Below are 26159 nucleotides of genomic sequence, written 5' to 3'. Positions count from 1 at the left end.
CTCCTGTTGATCGTTCCCACGCTCTGCGTGGGAATGCCGCCATGGACGCTCAGCGTCCGCTCTTGGGACGCGGAGCGTCCCGGGATGCATTCCCACGCAGACGGTTCGACGCCTCGACGTGGGAACGATCATCCGTGTCAGGCTTGGACGCTGAGGCCGTATTCAGCCGCAGCATCCTGCAACCACAACCACCAATAATCCGAGAAGCTGCGGCGAATCAGCAGTTCCCAAGTGTCTTCGGCGGTGTGGCGGATCACCAGCTGCGACTTGGCAAACACCGTGCCGACTGCCTTGCCCACCGGGAAGCTGTTGGGGTGCACGTCGTAGCTGGTGGACTTCATCAGTACCTGGCGCACGTTCGGGCCGCTCAGTTCGAGGAGCTGCTGGCCGCCGCTGACGTTGGTGATCGCGATATGCAGATCGCCCAGCGCTTCGCGCAGTTTTTGCTCGGCGGCGAATTCTTCGCCGGTCGGCACGATCAGCAGCCATTCATCCGGCCCCATCCATTGCAGACTGGTTTCGCCTTTGACGACGACGGTCAGCGCACCCGGCAATTCGATACCGAGGGCCTTGTGCACACCAGCGGCGAAGGCGGCATCGTGGCCATCGCCACGAAGGGTCAGGTGGCCGAGGAGTTTTTTCTCACGCACGATCACGCCGGCGCTTTTGCGGCCCTTGCCCACCAGGCTTGGCAGGCCTGCGTGATGCAGCGACGACTCGGCCTTGGCCCCAGTGGTTGGGCGTTGTTGGTAAACATTGGCTGCGGTCATAAAGCACCTTTCTTTTGTTGATCGTTCCCACGCTCTGCGTGGGAATGCCGCCATGGACGCTCTGCGTCCGCTCTTGGGACGCGGAGCGTCCCGGGATGCATTCCCACGCAGAGCGTGGGAACGATCGACTACACGTTCTGGCGATCACCCTTTGGATCGAAGAACACCGAAGAAACGATTTCCGCCTCGATCACGCTGCCATCGGCCAGTGGTGCGAACACGCGCTCACCGATGCGCTTCAAGCCGCCCTTCACCACACCCATGGCAAACGAATAGCCGAGGGAGTTGTGCAGGTAGCTGGACGTCACGTGACCGACCATCGTCATCGGAATCGCTTGCTTGGTGTTGAACACCAATTGCGCGCCTTCCGGCAGCCATTTGGTCGAATCGATCGGCTTCAGGCCAACCAACTGTTTGCGTTGATCACGCACGCAGTCTTCACGGTTCATGCCACGCTGGCCGATCCATGAGAACGGTTTAGTGCGACCGACGCACCAGCCCATGTTCAGGTCATCCGGCGTCATCGAGCCGTCGGTATCTTGCCCGACGATGATGAAGCCCTTCTCGGCCCGCAGAACGTGCATGGTTTCAGTGCCATATGGCGTCAGGTTGTACTGCTTGCCAGCATCAACAATTTTTTCCAGCACGCCCATCGCATAGTCGGCTTGCACGTTGACTTCGTACGACAGCTCACCGGTAAACGAAATCCGGAACACCCGCGCCGGCACACCGCCGACCAGGCCTTCTTTCCAGGTCATGAACGGGAACGCTTCGTTGGTCAGATCGATGTCGGTGACTTCGCTGAGCAGCTTGCGGCTGTTCGGCCCGGACAAGGTCATGGTTGCCCAGTGATCCGTCACGGACGTGAAGTACACCTTCAGCTCTGGCCATTCGGTCTGGGAGTAGATTTCCAGCCATTGCAGCACGCGTGCCGCGCCGCCCGTGGTGGTGGTCATGACGAAATGGTTGTCGGCGAGGCAGGCTGTTACGCCGTCGTCGAAGACCATGCCGTCTTCTTTGCACATCAGGCCATAACGCGCCTTGCCCACGTCGAGCTTGGTCCAGGCATTGGTGTAGATGCGGTTGAGGAACTCACGCGCATCCGGGCCCTGAATGTCGATCTTGCCCAAGGTCGACGCGTCCAGCAGGCCGACGCTGTCGCGCACGGCTTTGCATTCGCGTTTCACGGCGGTATGCAGGTCTTCACCGGCTTTCGGGAAGTACCAAGGACGTTTCCACTGGCCGACGTCTTCGAACTCGGCACCGTTCTTCACGTGCCAGTGATGCAGCGCGGTGAAGCGAACCGGCTCGAAGATGTGCCCACAGTGACGACCGGCTACGGCGCCGAAGGTCACCGGCGTGTAGTTCGGGCGGAACATGGTGGTGCCCATCTGCGGGATGGTCACGTTCAGCGAACGGGCGGCGATGGCCAGACCGTTGACGTTGCCGAGCTTGCCCTGGTCAGTACCAAAACCCAGTGCGGTGTAGCGTTTGACGTGTTCGACCGACTCGAAGCCTTCGCGGGTCGCCAGTTCGATGGCGGCAGCGGTGACGTCGTTCTGCAGGTCGACGAATTGCTTCGGCGCACGTGCGGTGTTCTTTTCATGCGGCACCTGGAACAGCGCCAAAGTAGGCTCTTCCAGACGACTCAGGGCTTTCGGCAAGGTGCCTTCGACCACGCTGAAACCGGCTTCGCTGGCTGCACGAGCGCCGCCTTCAAAGCCATCGGCCAGGGAATCACCAAGACCGTAGACGCCGTTGATGCCACCCACGCACACGCGCTTCTGCGGTGCTTCGCCCGGTACGAAACCGAGGATGTCTTCACGCCAGATCGGCTTGCCGCCCAGGTGCGAAGCCAAGTGAACCACCGGGCTGTAACCGCCGGAACTGGCAACCAGGTCGCATTCGAGCCACTCACCAGGACTGGTCACGGTGTGCGCTTTGACATCGATCGCGGCAACGCGAGCGGCGGTCACGTGCTTGCTGCCACGCGTCTCGATCACGGCGCTGCCGGTCAGGATGCGGATGCCTTTGGCGCGCGCTTCTTCAACCAGCGCACCGCGCGGATTGCTGCGGGCATCGGCGATGGCCACGACTTGCAGGCTGGCGTCGAGCCAATCCAGAGCAACGCGGTAAGCGTGGTCGTTGTTGGTCGACAGCACGAGTTTTTTGCCCGGTGCCACGCCGTAACGACGCACGTAAGTCGACACAGCGCCGGCGAGCATGTTGCCCGGCACGTCGTTGTTGCCGTAAACCAGTGGACGCTCGTGAGCGCCGGTCGCCAGCACCACACGTTTGGCGCGAACACGGTGGATGCGCTGACGCACCTGGCCAATCGGTGCGCGGTCGCCGAGGTGATCGGTCAGTCGCTCGTGAATGGTCAGGAAGTTATGGTCGTGGTAGCCGTTAACCGTGGCGCGCGGCAACAGCAGCACGTCCGGGGTGTCTTTGAGTTCAGCGATGACGCTGGCGACCCACTCGTTGGCAGGCTTGCCGTCGAGGCTTTCGCGGGAATCGAGCAGGCTGCCGCCGAACTCTTCCTGCTCATCAGCCAGGATTACGCGAGCACCGCTTCGAGCTGCTGCCAGTGCGGCGGCCAGGCCAGCAGGACCACCGCCGACGATCAGCACGTCGCAGTGCTGGTTCATGTAGTCGTAGGTGTCCGGATCGTTCTCGGTCGGCGAACGGCCAAGACCGGCTGCCTTACGAATGTACTTCTCGTAAGTCATCCAGAACGATTGCGGGTACATGAAGGTTTTGTAGTAGAAGCCCGGCGGCATCAGCTTGCCGCCGACCTTGCCGAGAATCCCCATCATGTCGTTGTTCACGCTCGGCCAGCCGTTGGTGCTGGTGGCGACCAAACCTTGATACAGCGCTTGTTGCGTGGCGCGTACGTTCGGGATCTGCGTGGCTTCGGTCGCGCCGATTTGCAGCACGGCGTTCGGCTCTTCAGCACCGGCGGCAAAGATGCCGCGCGGACGGGAATACTTGAAGCTGCGACCGATGATGTCGACACCGTTGGCCAGCAAGGCGGCGGCCAGGGAATCGCCTTCAAAGCCTTTGTAGCTCTGGCCGTTGAAGGTGAAGCTCAGCACTTTGTTGCGGTCGATCCGTCCGCCGTTGGACAGGCGATTGATCTGGCTCATACCTTCTCTCCCAGAGCCGTCGTGGCCGCTTTCGGGCTATCGGTCTTGTCGGTGAACTGCGGCTTGGTGCCGATCTTGTAAGTCTCGAGAATCTCGTAGGTCACGGTGTCACGGGTGGCGTTGAAATACTGACGGCAACCGGCGACGTGATCCCACAGCTCGTGGTGCAGACCGCGAGGGTTATCGCGGAAGAACATGTAGTCGCCCCACTCCTCGTCGGTGCAGTTGGTCGGATCCAGTGGACGCGGGATGTGCGCCTGGCCGGATGCGTGGAATTCCTCTTCGGAGCGCAGTTCGCCGCAGTGAGGACAGAAGATATGCAACATGGGGATTTCTCCTGTTAGTGGGCAACCGCAGCAGCGCCGTGTTCGTCGATCAACGCACCGTTATGGAAACGGTCGATGGAGAAAGGTGCGGCCAATGGGTGCATTTCACCCTTGGCCAGGCTTGCGGCAAATACGTTGCCCGAGCCAGGTGTTGCCTTGAAGCCACCGGTGCCCCAACCGCAGTTGAAGAACATGTTTGGCACCGGTGTTTTCGAAATGATCGGGCACGCATCCGGCGTGGTGTCGACGATGCCGCCCCACTGACGGTTCATGCGTACGCGGGACAACACCGGGAACATCTCGACGATGGCCTGAATGGTGTGCTCGATCACCGGGTACGAACCACGCTGGCCGTAGCCGTTGTAGCCGTCGATACCGGCGCCGATCACCAGGTCACCCTTGTCGGACTGGCTGATGTAACCGTGTACGGCGTTGGACATGATCACGCTGTCGATAATCGGCTTGATCGGCTCGGACACCAGCGCTTGCAGCGGGTGGGATTCGATCGGCAGACGGAAACCGGCGAGTTTGGCCATGTGCCCGGAGTTACCGGCGGTCACTACACCGACGCGTTTGGCGCCGATGAAGCCTTTGTTGGTTTCAACGCCGATGCACACGCCGTTTTCCTTGCGGAAACCGATCACTTCGGTCTGTTGAATCAAATCCACGCCCAGTGCGTCGGCGGCACGGGCAAAGCCCCACGCCACGGCGTCGTGACGGGCCACGCCGCCGCGACGCTGGACGGTTGCGCCCATCACCGGGTAGCGCGTGTTCTTCGAGCAGTCGAGGTACGGAATCTCGTCGGCCACTTGTTTGGCGTCGAGCAGTTCACCGTCCACGCCGTTGAGGCGGTTGGCGCTGACCCGACGCTCGGAATCACGAATGTCCTGCAGGGTGTGGCACAGGTTGTAAACGCCACGCTGGGAGAACATCACGTTGTAGTTCAGGTCCTGGGACAGGCCTTCCCACAGTTTCATCGCGTGTTCGTACAAGTGCGCCGACTCGTCCCACAGGTAGTTGGAGCGAACGATGGTGGTGTTGCGCGCGGTGTTACCGCCGCCCAGCCAGCCTTTCTCGACCACGGCCACGTTGGTGATGCCGTGTTCCTTGGCCAGGTAATAGGCGGTCGCCAGACCATGCCCGCCACCGCCGACGATGACCACGTCGTAGACCTTTTTAGGGGTCGGCGTGCGCCACATTTTCTGCCAGTTTTCGTGATGGCTGAGGGAGTGTTTGAAGAGGCCGAAGCCCGAGTAGCGTTGCATAGTCATTTACTCCAAAACCGCGCTCAGCGATAAACCGGGAAGTCCGCGCACAGGGCCGAAACTTGCTGGGCGACATTGGCCTCGACATCGGCGTCGCCGAGGTTATCGAGGATGTCGCAGATCCAGCCGGCCAGCGTGACGCACTGGGTAACCTTGAAGCCGCGAGTGGTCACCGCCGGGGTGCCGATGCGCAGGCCGGAGGTCACGAACGGCGACTGTGGATCGTTCGGGACAGCGTTCTTGTTCACGGTGATGTGGGCACGACCCAGTGCTGCATCCGCCTCTTTGCCGGTGAGGCCCTGACGGATCAGGCTGACCAGGAACAGGTGGTTATCGGTGCCGCCGGACACTACATCGTAGCCGCGTTTGATAAATACGCCGGCCATGGCCTGGGCGTTATCGATCACTTGTTGTTGATAGGCCTTGAAACCTGGCTCCAGCGCTTCCTTGAAGCACACCGCCTTACCGGCGATCACGTGCATCAACGGGCCGCCCTGGGCACCCGGGAACACTGCCGCGTTGAGCTTCTTCTCGATTTCTTCGTTGGACTTGCACAGGATCAGGCCGCCACGCGGACCACGCAGGGTCTTGTGGGTGGTGGTGGTCACAACGTCGGCGTAAGGCAGCGGGTTCGGGTACAGGCCGGCAGCGACCAGACCGGCAACGTGGGCCATATCGACGAACAGCAGCGCACCGACTTTGTCGGCGATCTGACGGAAGCGCGGGAAGTCGAGGGTCTTGGAATAGGCCGAGAAGCCAGCGACGATCATCTTCGGCTTGCACTCGACGGCCAGGCGCTCGACTTCGTCGTAGTCGATCAGCCCGGTTTTGGTGTCGATGCCGTACTGCACGGCGTTGTACAGCTTGCCCGAGGACGACACTTTGGCGCCGTGGGTCAGGTGACCGCCATGGGCCAGGCTCATGCCGAGGATGGTGTCGCCGGCTTGCAGCAGGGCCAGGTACACGGCGCTGTTGGCCGAGGAGCCGGAGTGCGGCTGCACGTTGGCGTAGTCGGCACCGAACAGTTGCTTGGCGCGTTCGATGGCCAGCGCTTCAACCTTGTCGACGTGCTCGCAGCCACCGTAGTAGCGCTTGCCCGGATAGCCTTCGGCGTATTTGTTGGTCAGGCCACTGCCTTGCGCTTCCATGACGCGTTTGCTGGTGTAGTTCTCGGACGCGATCAGCTCGATGTGATCTTCCTGGCGTTGCTCCTCGGCATTCATCGCCGCCAGCAGTGCATCGTCGTAACCCTGGATCTGGTCTTGCTTGCTGAACATCGCGTCTCTCCCAGCGGCATCTATGCGCCATTCGTCTCGGTAAGGCACTGGCGTTTCGGCAGTGCCCTTTGGATGCGATGGTATGACCGGCGCAGACAGGCCAAATGCCTACGGACGCCACGCAAAGGTGCGTTTACGACATGGACTGGTGCACAGGGGTAAATGAGCTCAACCAGACAACCGCGCCAATCCTTCGCGCAGGGCCAGCAACAGCAGGAAATGCGCGGGATAGAGCGCGTACGCCCAGCGACGCATCGGCGGTGGAGGGTTGAGCCGACCGGCATGGCGCAACAAAAACAGGCCGGCCAGTGGCGCGATCAGACAAGTGGCGATGCCCAGGATGGCTTCACTGCTGTGAAACTGCGCGGCGGAATACAGCACTGGCCATTGATTGGCAGCCAGACAGACCCATCCAGGCAACAGGCTGAAGTACCAGGGACGCCTGATCACCAGCAACATTGCCAGCGGTAACAGGACGCCGAAGAAGCCGAACATCAGTCGCTCCGGGAACAGCGCCGCCAGTAGCAAGACGCCTGCCGCCAACAGTCGCGCTTGCAGGGTTCGGTCCTGCCAGCCACGGGCCACCAGCAATCCCAGCGCCAACGTGGGCAGCACGTTCAAGGTGTCGGGATCAGGAATGTACATCCGGTAGGGAATTTCGCTGATGGCGCTAAACAGCAGCAACCAACCCAAATAACGCCACTGGCCGGCGGTCGTCACCGCGCGGGCCCGCGCCAGGTTTGCGGCCATCGCCAGACAGAACCACGGGAACGCCAACCGACCCGGCACATACAGCAGATCGACGGAATAACCGACATATCGCAGGTGATCGAGCACCATGCTCAACAGCGCCAGCCACTTGAGCAGATCCAGTGCCCCATCCCTTTGCGTCATGTGCATAATTGCCCGGCGTCTTTGTATTTTTCTGACAGCATCATCGCGTGTGCTCCCCGGACGATCTTCGGTAAAGTGCGCACCATCATTGACCACGATGCTCTTCACCATAAGAGTCTCGACCACGGAAGCCGGCCATGACCGATAAGAGCCAACAATTCGCCAGCGACAACTATTCCGGCATCTGCCCTGAAGCCTGGGCTGCCATGGAACAGGCCAACCACGGCCACCAACGCGCCTATGGCGACGACGAGTGGACCGCACGCGCGTCCGACGATTTCCGCAAACTGTTCGAAACCGACTGCGAAGTATTCTTCGCCTTCAACGGCACCGCCGCCAACTCCTTGGCCCTGTCGTCGCTGTGCCAGAGTTACCACAGCGTGATCTGCTCGGAAACCGCCCACGTCGAAACCGACGAATGCGGCGCACCGGAATTCTTTTCCAACGGTTCCAAGCTGCTGATCGCCCGCACTGAAAACGGCAAGCTGACCCCGGAATCGATCCGCGAAATCGCGCTCAAGCGCCAGGACATCCACTACCCGAAACCGCGCGTAGTCACCCTGACCCAGGCCACCGAAGTCGGCAGCGTCTACACCCCGGAAGAAATCCGCGCCATCAGCGCCACCTGCAAAGAACTGGGCCTGAACCTGCACATGGACGGCGCCCGTTTCTCGAACGCCTGTGCGTTCCTCGGCTGCTCACCGGCCGATCTGACGTGGAAGGCCGGCGTCGACGTGTTGTGCTTCGGCGGCACCAAAAACGGCATGGCAGTCGGGGAAGCGATTTTGTTCTTCAACCACAAACTCGCCGAAGACTTCGACTACCGCTGCAAACAGGCTGGGCAACTGGCCTCGAAGATGCGTTTCCTCTCGGCACCCTGGGTCGGGATTCTGGAAAACGACGCCTGGCTCAAATACGCCAAACACGCCAACCACTGCGCGCAGTTGCTGGCTGAACTGGTGAGCGATATTCCAGGCGTGGAACTGATGTTCCCGGTGCAGGCCAACGGTGTGTTCCTGCAACTGTCGGAACCGGCCATCGCTGCATTGACGGCCAAAGGCTGGCGCTTCTACACCTTCATCGGCAACGGCGGCGCACGCTTCATGTGCTCGTGGGACACCGAAGAAGAACGCGTACGGGAATTGGCGGCGGATATTCGCGAAGTCATGTCCCGGTAATCCCCGCCGGCCTACTGATCGTTCCCACGCTCTGCGTGGGAATGCAGCCCGTGACGCTCTGCGTCACAACGGTACTCGGCATTGCACCAGCGGTGAGGCAGGAACGCGGAGCGTCCCGAGAGGCATTCCCACGCAGAGCGTGGGAACGATCATAAGTGGCGAGTCGTAATTTCCCACTGACTCCTCAGCGCTGTCCGCTAGCACCAATACATCACCCCGCTCACTCTAGTCATTCCCCAGCAAAGGAATGCACTCATGGGCCGAAGTCGTTACACCATCACCGAACCCGACAAACCTCACTTCCTCACCTGCACCCTCATGGAATGGCTGCCGCTGTTCATCCGCCCTTACATCGTCGACCACCTGCTCAATTGCTGGCGTTATCAGCAAAACCACCAGGGCCTGAAGCTGTATGGCTATGTCGTCCTGGAGAACCATCTGCATTTTGTCGCGCAGGCTCCAGATCTAAGCAAATGCCTCAGCCAATTCAAATCCTTCACTGCCCGGCAAATCATCGATGACTTACACAGCAAAGGCGCCGAGCGCGCATTGCAGCGCCTGCGTTTCAGCAAACGCGCGCACAAGCAAGATCGGGTGTATCAGCTGTGGCAGGAAGGTTCGCACGCGGAGATGGTGTACAGCGAAACGGTGATGCGCCAGAAGCTCGATTACATCCATTACAACCCGGTGAAGCGCGGGTATGTGGACTTGCCGGAGCACTGGCGTTACTCAAGTGCGAGAAATTATGCAGGGTTGGAAGGCCTGATCGATATTCAGCGCTGGTATTAAGGCTCCCGGCGCTCTCCAACCTGATCGTTCCCACGCTCCGCGCTCATCGTTCTACATAACTCTGTTTTCAAGTATTTTTGAAACTCGAAGAAATGGAGAACGAAGATTGAATTGGGCACAGGACGAAATGAAAACCGCCGACTTGGGTGATGGCCGTTTAAATGCCAGGCTCGCCAGCTTTTTAGGACGCCTAGCCGATCATCCCGGCAACAGCATCCCGACCGCTTGTCGAGGGCTGGCAGAAACCACGGCGGCCTATCGATTTCTTGATAATGAGAAAGTCACGTTCCAGAAGGTGTTGCGGCCCCATCAGGACGCGACCCTGCAACGGATGCAAAGCAGTCCCGTGGTGCTGTTGGCGCAAGACACGACCGAGATGGACAAATGGGTCAATCTCGGTCCCAAAGGGATGGGCACGATCAAGGCGCAGAAGAAGTTTTCTCGACGTCTGCACCCAACCATTGCCTTTACCCCCGAACGTATTTGTCTGGGCGTCGTCGATGCTCAGTGGTGGAGCCGCGATAAACCGAGCCCCCGCCATGAGCGCCGAGATAAAGGGATTGATGAGAAAGAGAGTCAGCGCTGGATTGACAGTTATCAAACCAGTTGCGCGATTCAGGGGCAGCTACCGCAGACCCTGGTGGTCAACCTCGCCGATGCTGAGGGCGATCTGTACGAATGGTTTGTTGATCATCAAGAGTTCAGTCCAGACACCCGGGCCCAATGGATCGTGCGGGCGGCTCAAGACAGGCGCTTGCTGGGGGCTGACAACGGGAAGTTGTGGTCGGCACTGGATCAGGCACCGTCCTTGGGAACACTCAAGGTTGAAGTCAAAGCTCGTCCCCAGCGCCCCGCCCGACTGGCTGATGTCACCTTGCGCGCGGCAACCGTGACCCTGCGTGCCCCCGACAGGCCGGGTTATAAATTGCCCAGCGTCTCGATCAATGCTGTGTTGGCCCGTGAAGAAAACGCCATAGACGGTGTTGAACCTCTGGAGTGGCTGCTGCTGACCAGTCTGCCGGTCACTAGCCTGGAGCAGGCGAGCACCGTGGTTGAGTGGTACGGGGTACGCTGGTCTATCGAAGTGTTTTTCAATGTGCTGAAGAATGGTTGTCAGGTCAGTCGATTGCAGCTGGAGACCGAGGAACGGTTGTTGCCCTGCATTGGTTTGTACCTGATCACGACCTGGCGTGTGCTGTACAGCCTGATGCTGGGACGTGCTTGTCCCGATCTAAGCTGCGAGATGGTGTTTGAGGCTTCGGAGTGGAAAGCAGCCTATATCGTGGTCAAACGGTGCCAACCGCCCACTGCGCCCCCTTCTTTAGGAGAAATGGTTTTACTGGTCACGAGCCTGGGAGGCTACTTGGGGCGTAAAAATGACGGACCTCCCGGCCCCAAGGCCATGTGGATAGGGATGCAACGAATACGTGAGTTTGTTATCGCATTAGACGCCCAGCGTGCGCTCATCGAGAGTTGTGTAGAACGATGAGCGCTCCGCGTGGGAATGCATCTCGGGACACTCCGCGTTCCAGCCTCACCGCCTACGTGGAGCCGAACACCGTTGTGACGCAGAGCGTCACGGGCTGCATTCCCACGTGGAGCGTGGGAACGATCAGGTGCAGCGAGTTGGTCTACATTGACTGGCGAGCTGCTTCAATCCGCTCAGATAAAAACAATAAGGAGCGCACCCATGTCATTGAAAGGCAAAACCCTGTTCATTACTGGCGCCAGCCGCGGGATTGGTCGTGAGATAGCGCTGCGCGCCGCGCGGGATGGGGCCAACGTTGTGATTGCCGCTAAAAGCGCCGCGCCGCACCCCAAGTTGCCGGGCACTATTTTCAGCGTGGCGAAAGAAGTCGAAGCCGCGGGTGGCAAGGCGCTGGCCTTGCAGGTGGATGTGCGTGATGAAGTCGCTGTGCGGGAAGCATTGGCCCAGGCCAACGAACATTTCGGCGGTATTGATGCGCTTATCAACAATGCCGGGGCGATCAAGTTGACGGGGGTTCAACACATCGAACTCAAGCGCTTCGACCTGATGCACCAGATCAACACCCGCGCCGTGCTCCTGTGCAGCCAGGCCGCCCTGCCCTATCTGAAGAAAAGCGCCGGACATATCCTGAGCATTTCCCCGCCCCTGAATCTGGCGAGCAAATGGTTCGCGCAGTACAGCCCCTACACCGTGACCAAATACGGCATGAGCATGCTGACGCTGGGGATGAGCGAGGAATTTGCCGGTTACGGCATCAGCGTTAATTCGTTGTGGCCGCAGACGATGATTGCAACCGCGGCTATCGAGTTTCAACTAGGGTCGCGGGAGTCCTTCAAACACGCACGAACGCCGGCGATCATGGCGGATGCTGCTTACGCGATTCTGACCAGCAGCGGCCGCAGCATTACCGGTCGGTTGCTGATTGATGAGGAAATTTTGGGGGAAAACGGGGTGACGGATTTTGAGGGGTATCGGTTTGCGCCTGACTCAACCGATACGCTGATGCCGGATCTGTTTGTCGACTGAGTAAAACAAGCCCATCCCGATCTCGGAATGGGCTCGGTGTTGCTTAAAACTCGATACGCACGTCACCCTTCGGCACGCTGCAGCACGAAAGGATGAACCCTTCCGCTTCGTCTTCCTCAGTGATCCCGCCGTTATGCTCCATCTCAACCTCCCCGCCCAGCTTCATCACTTTGCACGTCCCACAAATCCCCATCCCGCAAGCCTTCGGAATCAACAGGCCCAGCTTGGCCGCTGCCGCATGCACGGTTTCACCCGGTGCAACGCGAATGCTCTTGCCGGACGCGGTGAATTCCACCTGATGCAGGTCCGCCACGTCGATGTCTGGTGCGTCTGCTGCGATTTCGGCTTGTTCCACCGCATCGGCACGAGCTTCCGCTGGCGTAGCACCGAACGATTCCTCGTGATAACGCGACATGTCGAAGCCGACCGCTTCGAGCATGCGCTTGACCGCGTTCATGTACGGGGTCGGACCGCAGCAGAAAACTTCCCGTTCAAGGAAGTCCGGTGCCATCAGCTCCAGCATCTTATGGTTCAGGTAACCGCGATAACCGGCCCACGGCTCGCCCAGACCATGCTTCTCGCAGATCAGGTGCAGGCTGAAGTTATCGATCCGCGACGCCATGTGTTCCAGCTCGCGGTGGTAAATGATGTCTTTCGGCGAACGGGCGCTGTGGATAAACACCATGTCGACGTTGCCGTTGGTGTCGTAGAACCAGCGAGCCATCGACATGACCGGCGTGATACCAACGCCACCGCTGAGGTACAGCACCTTCGGCGCAGTGAAGTCCATGGCGTTGAACAGCCCGACCGGCCCGTGCACGGCCAGCTCCTGGCCTTCATGCAGGGTGTCGTGCAGCCAGTTGGAGACCTTGCCACCCGGTACGCGCTTGATCGTCACCGAAAAGCTGTACGGCACCGATGGCGAGCTGGAAATGGTGTAGGAGCGCATGATCGGCACGCCTTCGATTTCCAGCTCCAGGGTGACAAACTGCCCCGGTTTAAAGAAGAACAAAATCGGCTGGTCGGCCATAAAGCAGAAGGTGCGCACATCCCAGGTTTCCTGGATGACTTTGACGCAACGGACGATGTGTCGACCATTGGCCCAGGTCTGGGTGGTTACCGGATTCAGGAAGCTGTTGGACATGCTGTTCTCCACCGCCGATGGTCGGCCTTATGTTGGCGATTCTGCGTATAGCGCGAACCACCCATTTACCTATCTGCGACATTCACATACTTATCGCGACCAGCCCTTAACTACCGGGGGTTGCGCGTCGGGAACAGATTGGGCCATGTCGCCCATGGATAAGGTTCCGGGCAACGGCGGCCCCACACTCGCTCCATACCAAGACACAATCTTTACACCTTGCGTAGCAACCCGTGGCCGGTGTGGCGGGTTTGGGTGGAGCAGGTTCGGATGCATGAAGTTCTGAGCCAAGGCGCCGCGACGACTCATAGCTAGCTATGGGGAGGAGCGGCAACGCAGGATCAGGACTTCAGGCGCCGAACTTGCCCACCCAAACCCGCCACACCGGCCACCAAGCCACTTTCGCGGCCACGCAGATGGCCTTGAGGAAACACACGATGGACGTCACCGCAAAAATCAGCCTGGGCGATCCGCTGGAACCCGCACGCAAGGCCACCGCGCAGATGCTGCAAGAGCGCGAACGCACTTTCTCGCTGCCGCAGCCGTTTTACTCTGACGAGCGGCTGTTTGATATCGACATGCAGGAAATCTTCCAGAAAGAGTGGTTGATCGCCGGCATGGCCTGCGAAATCCCGACCAAGGGCAACTACCTGACCCTGCAAGTCGGCAAGAACCCGATCATCGTGATTCGCGGCGCCGAAGGCGTGGTGCATGCGTTCCACAACGTCTGCCGTCACCGAGGTTCGCGGCTGTGCACCAGCGAAAAAGGCAAAGTCGCCAAACTGGTTTGCCACTACCACCAGTGGACTTACGAACTGGACGGTCGCCTGCTGTTCGCCGGCACCGAGATGGGCGCCGACTTCGACATGAAGCAGTACGGCCTCAAGCCGGTGAACGTGAAGACCGCCGGCGGCTACATCTTCATCAGCCTGTCAGAGAATCCGCCGGCCATCGATGACTTCCTGTCGACGCTGAACCATTACATGGAACCGTACGACATGGAGAACACCAAGGTGGCGATCCAGACCACCTTGTTCGAAAAAGCCAACTGGAAACTGGTGCTGGAAAACAACCGCGAGTGCTACCACTGCAACGCTTCGCACCCGGAATTGCTGAAAACCCTGCTGGAATGGGACGACGTTACCGACCCGCGCGCCGACCAGGCCTTCAAAGACCACGTCGCTGCCTCCGCCGCTGCCTGGGAAGCCGAGAAGATCCCTTACGCCCACGCCAGCTTCGGCCTGCGTAACCGCATCGTGCGTATGCCGCTGCTCAAGGGCACCGTGTCGATGACCCTGGACGGCAAACAGGGCTGCGCCAAACTCATGGGCCGCATCAAGAACCCGGACCTGGGCTCGATGCGCATCCTGCACCTGCCGCACTCGTGGAACCACTGCATGGGCGACCACATCATCGTGTTCACCGTGTGGCCGATCAGCGCGCAGGAAACCATGGTCACCACCAAGTGGATCGTGCACAAGGATGCGGTCGAAGGCGTGGATTACGACGTGGAACGCATGCGCAAGGTGTGGGATGCGACCAACGACCAGGACCGTCGCCTGGCCGAAGAGAACCAGCGCGGCATCAACTCCACCGCTTACCAGCCAGGGCCTTATTCCAAGACCTATGAGTTTGGCGTGGTGAACTTTGTGGATTGGTACAGCGAGCGTTTGCTGAACAACCTGGGGGCTGAGCCTGCGCCGTACCTCAAAGGCGTTCCGGTTCAGGGCTGACACCACCCGCCTGATCATTCCCACGCTCTGCGTGGGAATGCCTCCTGTGACGCTCTGCGTCACGCTGTTAAGGGACGCGGAGCGTCCCGGGCTGCATTCCCACGCAGAGCGTGGGAACGATCACTGGGCTGCCGACGACCACCGCACGCTGCCATCCTCACCAATAAACGTCTCTTCGATGTTCTCACCCACCAACCGCACTTTCACATAACCATTCAGCACCCGGTCCGGGTACGCCTCATCGCCTGCATTCTTGGTTTCCGACCACAACACTCGCGAATGCCCGTCCAGTTCGCTGGCATTGCCGTATGGAATCGCCCCATGCCCGGCACAGCGCGCATGCAAGCCGCCCTGAGCGGCGTAGCAGATGCCATTGTGCAAATGCCCCCAGTACCAGTAATCCGGCTCACGCCCCAAGGCATCGCACACTGGTTGATACAGCGCCGTCTTGTTGTGCCCGGAAATGTCAAAGCCCTGATGATGACTGAGCACCATGATTTTCTTGCGCTGAGGCAGACCTTTCATCCAGTCGATCTGCTCCTTGTTCAGCGCACCATCCATGTACAGGTTAATCGGATCCGAGGCATAAGCCGTGTCGAGCCCGATCACCAGCCAGTCGTCGTTGTACAACGCAAAATAGCTCGTGCCCTGCTGCGCCGGGAAGCGCTTGGCCAGTTCCTTGAAGTAACCATGGGCGCCGCTGTACATCTCATGATTGGAATTGAGGGTGAACGAGCCGTGCTTGCCCATGGGCCAGCCGACCATGTCGACGTCTTCCTGGGAATGGGTGCCGGCGTAATACACGTCCCCCAGGTGAATGGTGAAATCGGCCTGGGCCAGTTGCATCTGGTTGGCCACCGACACCGCCGGGGCATGGCTGTCGAACGGTCCGGTGCCCCAGTCGCCGGCAATGGCCAGGGTCACGTCACTGTCCATGCGCATCAGCGCCGGGTTGGTGGCGAAGGGCGCGTGATGCCGCAGGTTCTCGATCCATTTGAGCAGTGCCTCGCTCCACAACAGATCCAGCAGCTCCCATTTGCGACAACCGAGCAGACTACCGTCCTTGAGCACCCGGGTTTGCAGCTCGTCTTCCGATTGCGGCAAGGGACTCGCGTTGCCGATGTGCAAGATCGACAGGCCGTGGGCCAACTCCCACGGCACGCTCGGCTGATCGTCCGGCAAGTCGCCGTGTTTGAGCGCGTAGTGCGCCTGATCATGGCCCCGCTGCAGCAGCGCGACGATGGCCTCGAACTCCTCCGGTTCAAGCTCGCTGACGAGCTTCTTCCAGGACATTTCCAGTCGCGTGAACAACCCGTGCAGGCGAACCTTGACCTTGTCGTATTCATGTTCCCAATGAGTGACGAGTGACATGTCGGTATTCCTCCATCCGTAGTGGGATCACAGGGTTTTCATGAACTCGATGAGCGCCCGTTTATCGAGTTCCGACAGCTGCGTGCCATACAGGTGGCCACTGTTGTGGTTACCCTCAAGGCGCGTGTCGTATTTGAAGTCCGCCGAGGCTTTCATTTGCTCGCCACTGGTGACGAAGCCGACCTTCTGCGGGTCGTACACATCGGAGCCGGTGAAGAACACCAGCGGCCTCTGTTCCGGCGGTTGCAGCAAATCCCACAGGGTCGGCACCGAACCATTGTGCAAGTACGGCGCCCGCAACCAGACGCCGTCGGTGGGCGTGTTGCTGTAGCTCTGGGTCTTGCGGTAGGCGCCAAAGTCGAACGGCACTTTCTTGAAGCCGTGGAAAGCCGTCACCAAACCTGTGGTGAACGAGTTCAGCCGATGCGGATCGGTGCCCAGTTCCTCAATGTTGGTGGTGACCTGACCGGTGTCGGTGCGGCCGAAATCATGGCAACCGGCGCAGTTGTTTTCCCAGACCGGCTTGCCCCTGGCGACCTTGGCCTGATCCAGCGCGAACGGCCAGGCCGGCGGTTTGTGGCCCAGCAGCCAATCGGTCACCCGGTTGAAACTGGCCGGCAATACTGACTCCGGCGTCGCGCCCACGGCCATGGCCGCCGCGTAGTTGCGCTCGTGGATGTCGTTGTTGTTGCCATCCCAGTGCAGGTACAGCGACTCTCGGGGTTTCTGGTTCCAGACTTGCGGCAAGTCGACGGTGCCGATGGTCGAGTCATCCGGGAAGCCGAACACCACCATTTTCGTCGGGTTGAAGGTGTCGGTGCGCCCCGGCCCTTGAGGTGCGCGCAGTTGCTGCCAGGCATAGGCCTGTTTCTGCTTGATCAGCGCGCTCGTGGCCATCGGGATGATCAAATAGCGGTTGTACAACCGCTCGAAAAACCCGAGCTGGAACTTGCTGTTGATCGCGGTCATCACCGCGTCGGTGGTGAATTTCGGGTCGCTGGCGCAATCGTAGGCGAACCACTGGAAAGCCTGCAGTTGCAGGGTATTGGCCGGCGCGGTGGCCACCGGGGTGGCGACGTCGCTGGCATTGGCCCGATAGGAGCCGGTGTGGCACAAAGCACAGTTCGGCTCCACGGTTGGGTAGCCAATTTGACGCTTGGCCATGCCGATGGGCAGGTCCTTGCCGTTCTCGTAGAGAAAACCGAATACTTCATAGCCGCCCGGCTTGGGCATTTTCTCCGGGCACATCTGCGGTAATACGGCGAACAGGTAATAGGGAATCCGCGCTTCGATACCGAGGCCGATGGCGGCGTATTTGTAGTGATCTTCGTCAGAAGCGTATTGCTCTGCCGGCACGACCCGCAGCATCTGATACCAGGTTTCGTAGCCGATAAACCCCAGCGCCAGTACCACGATCAGCGTGGCGACCTTGAAGCTGTGCCGCTGCCAGCGTCGCGCCCAAGCTGCGCGCCACTCACGCCAGCCGTCGCGAAGCAACGCCAAGGGCCGATTGGCCGGTGTGCTGCCCAGGTACAGTAAAACCCCGAGGATCAGGAACATGCTCAGATCGCCCATCAGCATTGGCACGAACACCTGGGCCTGGTTGCTGGTGTTGATCAGGTAAATCCAGAACGCCACGGCAACCAATCGCGACAACACGCACAGCCACGAATGCACGACGTATCGCGGTGCGTTGAAACCTGACGGCATGTAGAACAGGCTGATCCCCACCAGCAGCATGCCGGCATTTTCAAGCCACGGATCGGAGAGTTGCGGTGGCATGCCGAGCATCGAGGTCAACAACCCTGGGGCGAAAAGCGCCGGGATCGCAAAGACCATGTTCATCACGATGCCTAGCCAGATGAAGCGTTGAAACCAGCGGATGTAACTGTCCATTTTGTAATCCCCAGATCATTCCCACGCTCCGCGTGGGAATGCATCCCGTGACGCTCTGCGTCACAACAGCGGACGCGGAGCGTCCAATGGCGGCATTCCCACGCAGAGCGTGGGAACGATCAGCGCTAGCCGAGAGCTGTTTTCTCAAGGTGTTGCAGGATGATCGGGTACACATCGACCACCGCGTCCTTGCCAAACATGCAGTCGATATGGCCGTACCCCGGCACCACATGCCGGCTATAGCGCTCCGGACCATGGACCCCGCACACGCGCTCATAGGTCTTGAGCGTGCTTTCCGGCAGGTAGCACTGGTTGTCTGCGCCGCTGATAAAGCAGATCGGCATGCTCAGCCGGTCGAAGTGCGGCATGTACACGTCCTCGCCCTTGAAGTCCACCAGATGCCCTTTGCGCACGATCAGCGCCAGATGCTCAAAGGTGTGCATGTTCGACTCGCCGAACAGCTCGTGCAGGTTGTCGTGCAGGGTTTCGTTGAGGGTGTCGTGGCGATACAACGATGCGTACATGAAGGTAATGCGATGGCACACCGGGTTGGTGCAGTAACCCTGTGCCTCGATCCGGGCATAGCCGTTGAGGGCTTTGTCATAGAGTTTGTTGAACCAGTTTTCCTTGTTGTCGGCGTACGCCGTGAGGGATTTGATGCCAATGGCGTCAAGCATGCCTGGCAGGTGCAAACCGGCCTTGAGCCCGGTCGCCGTGGCAACAACGGCATCTGCCGCGATCTGCGAGCAGACCACCGAACGTACGCCCTGCAACCCGGCCAGCAACGACATGAAGAAGGTCGTCGCGCCGTAGCAGTGCACCACGCATTGCACGTCCGCGGCCTCGGTCGCTTGCCGGATCTGCTCGATGGCAGCCTTGAAGTCGTACTGGGCGATCTGATCGCCGTTCCATTCCTTCTTGCTCGCCGGCAGCAGGATGCTCACCCGCAAATCCAGCAGCCAGACGTCGTACTCGTGCTTGCACAAGTACTCCAGCAGGTTGGTCTGGATGGTGTCGGTGGAGAAAATATTCGAGCCCACGCCCAACCCATGAACCAACATCACCGGCCCTTTGCTGCCGCCCTGAAAACGGGTCAGGCGCAGTTCGACGTTGTCTTCGGTCTCGAAGAAGTGCACCACTGGCGGCGGCGCATCCAGCGGCCGTTTGAGCCGTGGCGGTGCGTCGGGATTGAAGTAGATGTCGCCAGCGAACACGCCGCCGTAGCTCTCCCAGAGAATCCCGGCGAAGAACTTGCCGAACCGTGCCAGGCCTTCGATGCGTTCGCGCTCGTTGCGGGCGTTGAGCACCTTCATGGTGGTCATTTGCTTGGCGAAATCAGTCGGGTGGATGTGCATCACCCCGGTGCCAATCACCTCGCCGGTCTTGTCCGGCCCGCGATAAAGTGTCACGTAAAGTGTGCTGGTGTCGTGCCAGATGTTCAGCACGCCGTTGTCTTCGGGCACGGTTTTGAACGCACTGAAGAAATAGTCGCTGCCGTCCTCGGCGGTCAGTTTCATGTCGTACTTCATGTGGCGAACGCCGACCTGTTCCTGATACTGCTCGAACAGGTTGAACACGCCATTGCTGGCGGTCAGCGGCTGCGGTGACAGGCTTGGTGCGTTGACCGTGCCGACCAGCGTGGCCGCATGTGCCGGTTCCTTGATCATGCGATTGAGGTCGTTGGCGGTGATGGTCAGGGTGAAGTCGATGGGCGAGTTGTCCGCCTCACCGCGTTTGGCCGCTGCTACGTAGACCTTCAGATCAGTGCTCTGGGCCGCCGTAAAGGCCCGGGAGAAGTAGCCTTTCATGGTTTCGGTGAATTGCACGCCAAGAGTCGGTGGCGCCACTTGTTTGCGCGGCGCCGAGGGCAGCGTGTAGTCAATCTTCCAACCGCGATCGTCTGCCAGCAGGCCCATGTTGCGCTCGCTCACCGCCGAAATGGTCAGCAGCGGGTTGACCGCCAGAGACGTCGGAATCACCGCGCCGTCGGTCACGTACAAACCGGCATACACGTCAGTCCCGCTGGCCCCGCTGAACACCTGGCCTTTGTGGTTGACCACGCCCTGCCCCGCGTCCTCGCCCATGACGCAGCCGCCCAGCGGGTGAACCGAAACGATGCTGTGCTTGAGCAGCTTGGTCCAGATCGGGTTCTCGACCCAGATGCCGCCCAGCGCCTTGGTGCTCAGGTGCAGCCGTTCGTTGCCGATCTTCACGTTTTCCTGCTCGCCGACGCCCGGCCAGTCGATGCGCAGCTGATCCTTGCTGTCCAACACCATCCGGCCCTTGCCGTCGTCGTGGCTCATGATCAGGTACGTCTGCATGTTGTGCAGCGCGCCGTAATACGGGCCACGAAGGAAGCTTTCGGCTTCGCGCTCCTTGTACTTCAACTTGCCGGTAAAACTGTCGTCAGTGGGTTTGCCGATCAGCTCGGCGAACCCGGCCATGCTCGGTACCATCGGCCGGCCGAGGGCGCCGGGGATCGAGCCTTCTTCGATGACCATGCGGCTACGCCAGTCGCCTTCGGTGCGCATGTCGATGACCGAGGTGATGCACGGCCCGACCGGGTGCAGTTCCTTGGCCGGATGGGCACCAAAACCGATGCCGTTGATCGGTTGCTCGCAGTTGTGGCCGAAGCCGAGGATGTCACCGTTGCCGCTCATGTTTTCACCGAGCTGGCCGGACATCGACACGCCTTTATCTCGGGAGCGCAGGAGGATTTCGGTGGACCCCAGGGTGCCGGCGGAGACCACCACGATATCGGCTTTGACGAACAGCGTCGGCGCAGAAAACTTCTCGCGACCGCTGTCCAGGTACTGGAAGTGCACGATCCAGCCATCGCCGTCGCGCTCCAGATGACGCACTTCGGCCTGGCAGAAAATTTCCGCGCCGTGATTCCAGGCGTCCGGCAGGTAGTTCATCAGCGTGGTGTTTTTGGCCTTGTTGTTACAGCCCGACACGCAGTCGCCGCAGTGATTGCAAGGCAGTTGCTCGACGCCGACGTGGTTGAGGTTGTTCGGCAGCTTGTCGAAGGTCACGTTGATCGGCGGCTTGTAGAAATGCGCGCCTTGCTTGAGGTAATCCGCCGACTTCTTGTTGGCTTCGAGTTTCGGCAACACCGGTGAGGTGCTGGGGTACGGCGTGGGCTTGAGCATTTCCCGAGCCCGGGCGTAACCGTCCTTGAGCAAGGTGTCACGATGTTTGCGCACCTCCAACGGCCAGCGCGGGTCGTCAAACACGCCAGGCTCCGGCTCAAGGGCGACGTTGGCATTGATCAGCGAGGTGCCGCCCAGGCCACAACCGACCACCACGTTCTGCTGGGCGTTGACGTGCAGGTCGAACAACCCGGTGCGTGAGCCGATGTGGCCATCCGGGTCATGCACCTGCAACTCTTCGGTCGCCGCCAGCATCGTGTTCGGGTACTCGCCGGGTTGCATCTCCCGGCCACGCTCAAGCAGGCAGACCCGCTTTCCGGCGCGGGACAGGCGCGACGCAGCGATCCCGCCGCCGTAACCCGAGCCAATGACGATCACGTCGTAATGTTCCTTGATGTCGCTGATGGGCGTTGCGATCCGTGTCATGGGTCTATTCCTCTCTCAGGCAGGTGGGGCAACTCTGCGGTTGCCTGCAATCGATGGGCGAACGAACACCTGGCCACTGAGTAAACTCAGCGGCAGCACGCTGGTGCCGTTGGAAAGCTCAGGCGCTATAGACGAGCGCGCTGATTGGTGGCGTGCCGGTGAATACGTTTGCGCAACAAAGCCGCCGGCGTGGGCACGCAGGTTGCGCAGAGAATGGGGGGCGAGCGATGTGGCTGGCTATCCATCACGCGTTCTCCCTGAACCAGATGTGGATAAGTGACGGCTGTCCTTGTGCCCTGAGAGTGAAGACAGCGGACAGTTCGAAGTCAAGGATCGTCCTAGAACTGTATGAAATCTGATCTATTCCATTCAGGCCTATAAGGGGCGTGGCTTACAGGGTTTGGCGAACAAGTTATCCACACCTCCACCCACAGCTAATGGGGACAAGTGTGGGTTTGGTGAAAACTTTCTCCACAGAAACCGAAGAAAATCCGTGACTTATCCAGAAGCAGGGTTTTCAAGAGCGATTGGTTGTTTTTTGATCGAAAGCCTGTAGGGCACGGATTACATGGCTTTCAGAGGATGGCGAACACCTTATCCACAGAAGCGCCAACAGACTTTGGGGGCAACTTTGATGGGTCTGTGGAAAACCGTTGGAGGCCGCGCTAAATCGGGGTTTGCGCGAGGTTTATCAATCTAAAACGATGATTTGATCGTTTTTTGATCACCCGCCTTATAAGCCCGTTTTATATGGCCTGTAGCGGACAGCGAACATCTTATCCACAGATGCGCTAACAGAGATTGGGGGCAAGTATTGGCTCGCGTGCAAAGTTATCCCGTGGAAAAAGCGTGAAAAAACCGTAAGTTAGGCTGGTTGTTTTTTGTACGAAGGGTTGCAGGGCTTGATTTGTATGGGGTGTAGCGAGCGGCGAACATGTTATCCACAGAAGCGCTAACAGGGATTGTGGGTAAATTCGATCCAACGACCAAAAAACCCAAATGACTGAAACTGGGTTAGCGCTTTTCGGGAAATAACACATCTTGGATACACCGTCATGTCACGAATTGGTTACGGACGTTTTGGGGCCGCAGTCGTTACTAGACAAATCACACCAATATAAAGGCTGATACCCGAGACTCCAGATATCGTTCCGAGTACAAACGATACAATCACAAAAATACCCATGAACGAGGCAAATAAAAGAAGGAGATTTGATACGAAAAAAATAGATAGTTTTATGCCAAACGAGTTTGACTTTAGTTTAGCTGTTACAAACATTCCAAGCCCCGAGAACACGATGGCCAAAAAGCCCAAGACTTGTAGAGCTACCGTATAAATTATTACTGCAGGCAATCCCCTCGTATCAGAAAGGTCATCCAGGTTCTCTGGAACGCCAACTCCCGCAGACAACAAGCAGAACCAGGCACCAATGAACAATAAAATTGCAATCAACAGACGTTGATACTGGCGCATGGATAGTATCCTTCCAAAGAATTTGGAATTGGCCGCCAGTGCATGCACGACCAAATCACATAATAACAATGCCGATAGATTTTCAGGCCATGACATTTAGTCACAAGCTTTTATGCTAGCACACATACTCAAGACTAACGCTCAATGAAGATCAAAGCTGTGCCTTGAATTGCAATCTCATACGGTTTGGCATTCAAATATTTCTCTACTGCAGCAAGTACGCTGGTCGCATTCTCACCCACTGAACTCCGAAACGTACTTGGATTCGCATCATAGATATCATTGTAAGCTCTTGCACCACCTTGAAATATCAATTTACCGCTGTCTTGCTTAATTATAGTGCCTTCGATCTTTAGCGTGATATTACCGAGCCAAGATGCAGTCATCCAAGAGTCCGATGAGGTATTGTAAGGCACCTTGTCCAAGGCAATTACAGTTCGTCCAACAGGCGCAGTAACTAAAGCGTTTTCCAGCATGGGAATTGATGTTCTAGATAGGTTTAGACCTAGGCTATTGATGTTGGTATCGGCAGCAGCTCCGTTTCCATAGAGAAAATGACCAAGTGCGGCAACTGGAGTTAGCGCGCCGCCAGAAAGGCCGGTAGACTCGGGAACAGAACCCGCTTTGAAGTTACGTGACGTAAAATTCAATGCTTGAGCCGGTGACATATTAGGATTCAAGCAAATATAGTTATCAGCAAAGGGGATCGCTTGCATGTCACGCACAATGGAAGTGACAATGCCTACAGCAACCCCATTTCTAATAGAAGCCTGTTGTTCATTAGTGATCTTTATGATCATTTCACGCCACATACCTTGGCTGTAGAGTTCGTTCCGTTCTTGTTGCTGAGCAATAAAAACCATTGCTGGGTTAGGCGCCGGCCAAGCTCCGCCGGCTGCCATCGGGCTATAGCCAAACGCGGTTGCAGTAACCTTCAGAGGAGGAAGTACGATTCCATTATTCATCTGTTATTTCCTACGAAATTATAAAATTTTGCGCAGCAGGTGCTGCATGTAATTCGCTCGTAGGCGATCGTTCGAGGCTCGGGGCCTTCACATGATTCAACGTGCCACATCGGGAACATTTGATCTGGAACTCGGTACACTCACCGACTCTGGCTAAAAGCCGGCTACAATTACCACATCTGCATTCTTTCAACATTTGCAAAGCCTTTTGCTTGAGTGACCTTCCTCATAGTTGAGCGCCGAACACCGGAGAGTCACACAAAATACTGCTGCTTAGATCTCACCCTGTAACAGCGGACGAAAAAAATATATCTCAACGAAAACAATTGAACAAGACCACGACTATTTAGTTGAGCGGACTACTCCTGAGCCTTGTAGGACGTCCTAAGATTTAATTAAACGGCGACAAGTCCTGCCAAAACTGCAGCAACCTACTGATATATAACCAAGACTATTCGAATAAATCTGAATAAAACGCGCGAGCACTGCAACCGATAAACGCTTCAAGTCCTCCCCCAACGGGAAAAGCCTTACACCAATAATAAAATGAGCTGACAAATAATATTCTTTTTGCCCACAAAAAAAATCCAATCTGATTTTAGATCCTGTTGAAACAAGACCGGCCCGAGTCGATATCCAGATTCAATTCAAAATCATTGAATGCACGCCACCCGAGCAAAAGCGAAGGCACGTACTGCCCCAGCAACAACGACGGAGGGATCGTAAAATCCGGATAATATTTGTAGCTGATCAATTGGATACGTCCCGACAGGCTCAATTCACCTTTGAAGGTTTGGGAACGCGGCTTATCGGTGACATGAATGGGTGAGTTGCCCGGCGAGGCCGACGTCAGGTAATCGACATTGCCGGTGTCAATAATCGCCGGCGTCGCCCGACGATCCAGGCGTGCGGCAATGGTCAGTCTTTGATTGATGTCGATACGCGCATAGGTAATTCGCGAATCGCATCGCGCGGGAGGTTCGGCGTTAAGCTCTAGAGTCTTTTTCGTGACCTTTAAACGCCCCAACTTACCGATCAGATCAAGCCCTAATAAGTTATCCCGATCACTGACGAACACCAGGACATTCCTGAATTCACTCCCGCCTATCTTTAAAGACTCAAAGATCCCAAGTTTGGCAGACAGGTCGCGCTCACCATAAAACGTGCTGTAGCCGTATTGAGAGTCGGTTAATAACGTGATCCCCATCAGCTTCGCGGTTTCGTCGTTGACCCGGGTTTGCGGTGCGCCGGTGTCCAGAATAAATCGTGACGAGACACCATTGGCCGCTTTGACATCGACGTAGGGCAGCACCTCGTCAGTGACGTGATCGTCACTGGGGTAGGGTTGAATCGCCAGCACTTCGTGCCGCTGGGTTCTTTCTACCGAAAAATCGCCGACCGCCCGCAGAGTCGCGATGGACTCAGTGCCAAACATGGAAAACAGTGCGTTTAGCTCGGGGTCATTCGCGATGGCCTGAGCATGGCGACGCTTGATCGCCAGATAGTATTCGGGAAGTTGGTTCGCGGCTTTGGCCTCGAACATTCGGGCGAGAACGGACACTGAACAATTGAGGTTTTTTTCAGCGTCCAACACGTTGTCGCATTGCTGCCTCATCTGCGCTAGGGAGGCTTTTTTTCCCTGTTCAGACTCTATCCATTTATAGAAATCCGGAGCTGCCTGCCGGGTGTCGGCCATCGAACTTGTAGCTGCACACATACAAAATGCAAACAGCATCAGAGACGACTTTAAATTCACGCCACCGATCAGACATGTCTCACGCCGACTGACCGTTTTCATGTTCAACCCATTCTTGAAAACGAGTTTTATGAACTAACGC

19 protein-coding genes are annotated in these 26159 nt (G+C 58.2%); 5 read left to right on the top strand and 14 right to left on the bottom strand.

The annotated features are described in order from the left end of the window. Positions 1-137: 137 nt before the first annotated feature. The 6 genes from ACYZT5_RS27045 to ACYZT5_RS27020 form a co-directional block, all read right to left on the bottom strand. A complete protein-coding gene (locus tag ACYZT5_RS27045) occupies positions 138-770 on the bottom strand; it encodes a sarcosine oxidase subunit gamma (protein ID WP_462048156.1) in 633 nt (210 codons plus the stop codon). 128 nt (positions 771-898) lie between these two features. Then, positions 899-3916, bottom strand: a complete 3018-nt coding sequence (locus tag ACYZT5_RS27040) for a sarcosine oxidase subunit alpha (RefSeq protein ID WP_462048155.1) — start codon at positions 3914-3916, stop codon at positions 899-901. Further along, the gene (locus ACYZT5_RS27035) at positions 3913-4242 is read right to left on the bottom strand and encodes a sarcosine oxidase subunit delta (RefSeq protein WP_046045315.1); all 330 of its coding nucleotides are present in this window, start codon (positions 4240-4242) and stop codon (positions 3913-3915) included. Before ACYZT5_RS27035 ends, ACYZT5_RS27040 begins: the two co-directional genes overlap by 4 nt. Positions 4243-4256: 14 nt before the next feature. Continuing rightward, complete coding sequence (locus ACYZT5_RS27030; protein ID WP_007947735.1) at positions 4257-5507, bottom strand: sarcosine oxidase subunit beta; 1251 nt, start codon at positions 5505-5507, stop codon at positions 4257-4259. 23 nt (positions 5508-5530) lie between these two features. Next, entirely contained in the window at positions 5531-6784 is a 1254-nt protein-coding gene (gene glyA, locus ACYZT5_RS27025) for a serine hydroxymethyltransferase (protein WP_033053962.1), read from the bottom strand. A gap of 168 nt (positions 6785-6952) precedes the next feature. Further along, positions 6953-7684, bottom strand: coding sequence for a TraX family protein (locus ACYZT5_RS27020; protein WP_462048154.1), 732 nt, complete (start codon positions 7682-7684; stop codon positions 6953-6955). Positions 7685-7815: 131 nt separating this feature from the next. Between ACYZT5_RS27020 and ACYZT5_RS27015 the strand changes: the two genes are divergently transcribed. From ACYZT5_RS27015 to ACYZT5_RS27000, 4 genes are all read left to right on the top strand, one after another. Further along, positions 7816-8856, top strand: a complete 1041-nt coding sequence (locus tag ACYZT5_RS27015; RefSeq protein WP_149416473.1) for a threonine aldolase family protein — start codon at positions 7816-7818, stop codon at positions 8854-8856. A 255-nt stretch (positions 8857-9111) separates the two neighbouring features. Then, positions 9112-9645 carry an REP-associated tyrosine transposase gene (locus tag ACYZT5_RS27010; RefSeq protein ID WP_462048153.1) on the top strand — a complete coding sequence of 178 codons (534 nt, stop codon included), beginning with the start codon at positions 9112-9114 and terminating at the stop codon, positions 9643-9645. 127 nt (positions 9646-9772) lie between these two features. Beyond that, entirely contained in the window at positions 9773-11134 is a 1362-nt protein-coding gene (locus ACYZT5_RS27005; RefSeq protein ID WP_462047420.1) for an IS4 family transposase, read from the top strand. 201 nt (positions 11135-11335) lie between these two features. After that, positions 11336-12160 carry an SDR family oxidoreductase gene (locus tag ACYZT5_RS27000; RefSeq protein ID WP_462048152.1) on the top strand — a complete coding sequence of 275 codons (825 nt, stop codon included), beginning with the start codon at positions 11336-11338 and terminating at the stop codon, positions 12158-12160. A gap of 43 nt (positions 12161-12203) precedes the next feature. On the opposite strand, the gene gbcB is transcribed toward ACYZT5_RS27000, so the two are convergent. Beyond that, the gene (gene gbcB / locus ACYZT5_RS26995) at positions 12204-13304 is read right to left on the bottom strand and encodes a glycine-betaine demethylase subunit GbcB (RefSeq protein ID WP_462048151.1); all 1101 of its coding nucleotides are present in this window, start codon (positions 13302-13304) and stop codon (positions 12204-12206) included. 437 nt (positions 13305-13741) lie between these two features. Here gbcB and gbcA point away from each other — a divergent pair, with 437 nt between their 5' ends. Continuing rightward, the gene (gene gbcA, locus ACYZT5_RS26990) at positions 13742-15037 is read left to right on the top strand and encodes a glycine-betaine demethylase subunit GbcA (protein ID WP_462052318.1); all 1296 of its coding nucleotides are present in this window, start codon (positions 13742-13744) and stop codon (positions 15035-15037) included. A 120-nt stretch (positions 15038-15157) separates the two neighbouring features. On the opposite strand, the gene ACYZT5_RS26985 is transcribed toward gbcA, so the two are convergent. The 7 genes from ACYZT5_RS26985 to ACYZT5_RS26955 form a co-directional block, all read right to left on the bottom strand. Next, the gene (locus ACYZT5_RS26985; protein ID WP_462048150.1) at positions 15158-16408 is read right to left on the bottom strand and encodes a metallophosphoesterase family protein; all 1251 of its coding nucleotides are present in this window, start codon (positions 16406-16408) and stop codon (positions 15158-15160) included. A 27-nt stretch (positions 16409-16435) separates the two neighbouring features. Next, on the bottom strand, positions 16436-18304 hold the full coding sequence (locus tag ACYZT5_RS26980) for a c-type cytochrome (protein ID WP_462048149.1): 1869 nt from the start codon (positions 18302-18304) through the stop codon (positions 16436-16438). Positions 18305-18429: 125 nt separating this feature from the next. After that, positions 18430-21882, bottom strand: a complete 3453-nt coding sequence (locus tag ACYZT5_RS26975; protein ID WP_462048148.1) for an alpha/beta fold hydrolase — start codon at positions 21880-21882, stop codon at positions 18430-18432. A gap of 1069 nt (positions 21883-22951) precedes the next feature. Continuing rightward, entirely contained in the window at positions 22952-23356 is a 405-nt protein-coding gene (locus ACYZT5_RS26970) for a hypothetical protein (protein WP_462048147.1), read from the bottom strand. Positions 23357-23490: 134 nt separating this feature from the next. Further along, the gene (locus ACYZT5_RS26965) at positions 23491-24321 is read right to left on the bottom strand and encodes a lipid II-degrading bacteriocin (protein WP_462048146.1); all 831 of its coding nucleotides are present in this window, start codon (positions 24319-24321) and stop codon (positions 23491-23493) included. Between the two features lie 10 nt (positions 24322-24331). Continuing rightward, complete coding sequence (locus ACYZT5_RS26960; protein ID WP_462048145.1) at positions 24332-24523, bottom strand: Com family DNA-binding transcriptional regulator; 192 nt, start codon at positions 24521-24523, stop codon at positions 24332-24334. Positions 24524-24919: 396 nt separating this feature from the next. After that, positions 24920-26119, bottom strand: a complete 1200-nt coding sequence (locus ACYZT5_RS26955; RefSeq protein ID WP_462048144.1) for a retropepsin-like aspartic protease — start codon at positions 26117-26119, stop codon at positions 24920-24922. Positions 26120-26159 lie beyond the last annotated feature (40 nt).

This window comes from Pseudomonas sp. LB3P14 (assembly GCF_054898045.1).
This window is presented reverse-complemented; position numbering and strand designations above follow the sequence as displayed.